This is a genomic window from Stenotrophomonas sp. 05L44_2 (genome assembly GCF_056665995.1).
In genome coordinates this window covers 1-1,613 of the sequence record NZ_JBFTNR010000848.1, presented here as the reverse complement: position 1 = coordinate 1,613, position 1,613 = coordinate 1, and the positions used below count along the sequence as shown (strand labels likewise).

Annotated in this window: 1 protein-coding gene and 1 pseudogene; both read left to right on the top strand. The window is 68.8% G+C overall.

Annotated elements, in window-relative coordinates; translation table 11 throughout:
* A pseudogene (locus AC1VAN_RS21270) lies at window positions 1–550 on the top strand (hypothetical protein); the annotation flags it as partial.
* 44 nt (window positions 551–594) lie between these two features.
* A complete protein-coding gene (locus tag AC1VAN_RS21265) occupies window positions 595–1,545 on the top strand; it encodes a hypothetical protein (protein ID WP_442252126.1) in 951 nt (316 codons plus the stop codon).
* The last annotated feature ends 68 nt before the right edge of the window (window positions 1,546–1,613 follow it).

Here is a 1,613-nt window from a genome sequence, read left to right as displayed (position 1 = left end):
GTCAGGCCAGTTCGTGGCCAAGCCCGGGCAGGATTACGAGGTGGAATTTGAAGTGGCCGACAAGATGTGCCGGCTGCATATCCGCCAGGTGCATACCGATGGCAGCGTGACACCGCAGCAGGCGCGGCCAACCCCCACGAGCTGCGAGGGCACCCGCGCGCCGGTGCGCATCGAACCGCGCCAGGACATGCAGGTCCTGCTGTTCACCCCGGGCAAGCTGCAGATCCAGGACGCCACGCAGAACAGTGCGCCGCAGCAGCTGAGCGACGACGGCAGCGCCAACGCCGCACTGCAGCAGGTGCTGCAGCAGGCCAGCAGCACCCCCGGTACGCGGTTGTGCATCGTGACGCCCGGCAGCACCTACAGCAGCCCAATGCGCGACGCGCTCTGGAACCGGGTGCTGGAATCGCCACAGGCGCTGCCCAGTCTGTGGCTGGAGGCTGCCGCAGTGACTCCGTCGCACAGCGCCGCAACAGGCGCCCAGGTCGACCTCGCCGCCGCGGTCACGCGCTGCAAGGCGTTCCCGATCAAGGAATTCGCGGCGCAGTGAGTTGCAGCGCGCGCACCCATCACGTTTCCCCAAGGAGTACCACCGTGGCATTACGCCCAGCCTGCCTCACCGTCGCGATCGCGGCCAGCCTGCTGCTGGCTCCGTCGGCCTACGCCGTCGACGAAGCACCCACGCCTGTCGCCGCCTCTGCGGTCACGTCCGGGGCATCACCGGATCCGGCAACGGACGCCATGCCCGTAACCGATATCGCCGAGGCCGCACCGGCAGCTGCGGCCGTCGCCGGACCAGCCGTCGGGGACGTCACAGTGGCTGTGGCACCCGCACTGGATCTCAGCAGCCTGCAACGGGTAAAGGTCACTTCCGGCCTGGGCGTCGGGCCCAACGGCAATCGCGTGGGCGACCATGTGCTGCGCCTTGTGATGCGCGGTGACACCGCCGCCGTCACCGCAGCCAAGGTCGGTCTGTCTGCCTTGGCGTTCGTCACCGGCGTGGGTGACATCGGCACCAGCAACAGCTTCAGCAAGAACAACGTGCGCGGCGAGGACATCCAGTCCGTTCCCAGCCCGGCCTTCGGCGCGTTGCCCGGCATGATCCGCGAGCAGCTGGCGCTCTATTTCACGGCCCATCCCGGCGCCATTCCCAGTGACGAGCGCACCGTGGAAGCCAGCGCCGGCCAGTGGTCCCTGGTGTACCAGAAGCTCAGCGACGCAGAGACCCCGTATGAGCTGCGCCACGATGTAACCATCGGCTTCCCGCTGGTGCGCAAGCTGTTCCGCAGCGCCAGTGGCGGCCAGGGCGTGCACTGCCAGGACGAAGCGCGGGTTGCTCCGCTGCAGGAATGGCAGGCCGACGACTACGCCAAGGCGAAAGCTGCATCGCGTGAGTTCGCCGAAGCCTGCATCGTCCGCTTCGTCGCCGAGCTGCCGCGCCTGTTCCCCGACCACGGTGCGTTGCCGGAAACGGCCGCGGAACCGGAGCTGCCGATGGACACGCCGGCGGTGACCGAGGAAGCGGCCGCCGCCGCCCAGGCCTGACCCCGGACGGACCTGAATCGCGACTAGTGCCGGCCGCTGGCCGGCAGCGCTCTTGACCTCGCACGGCT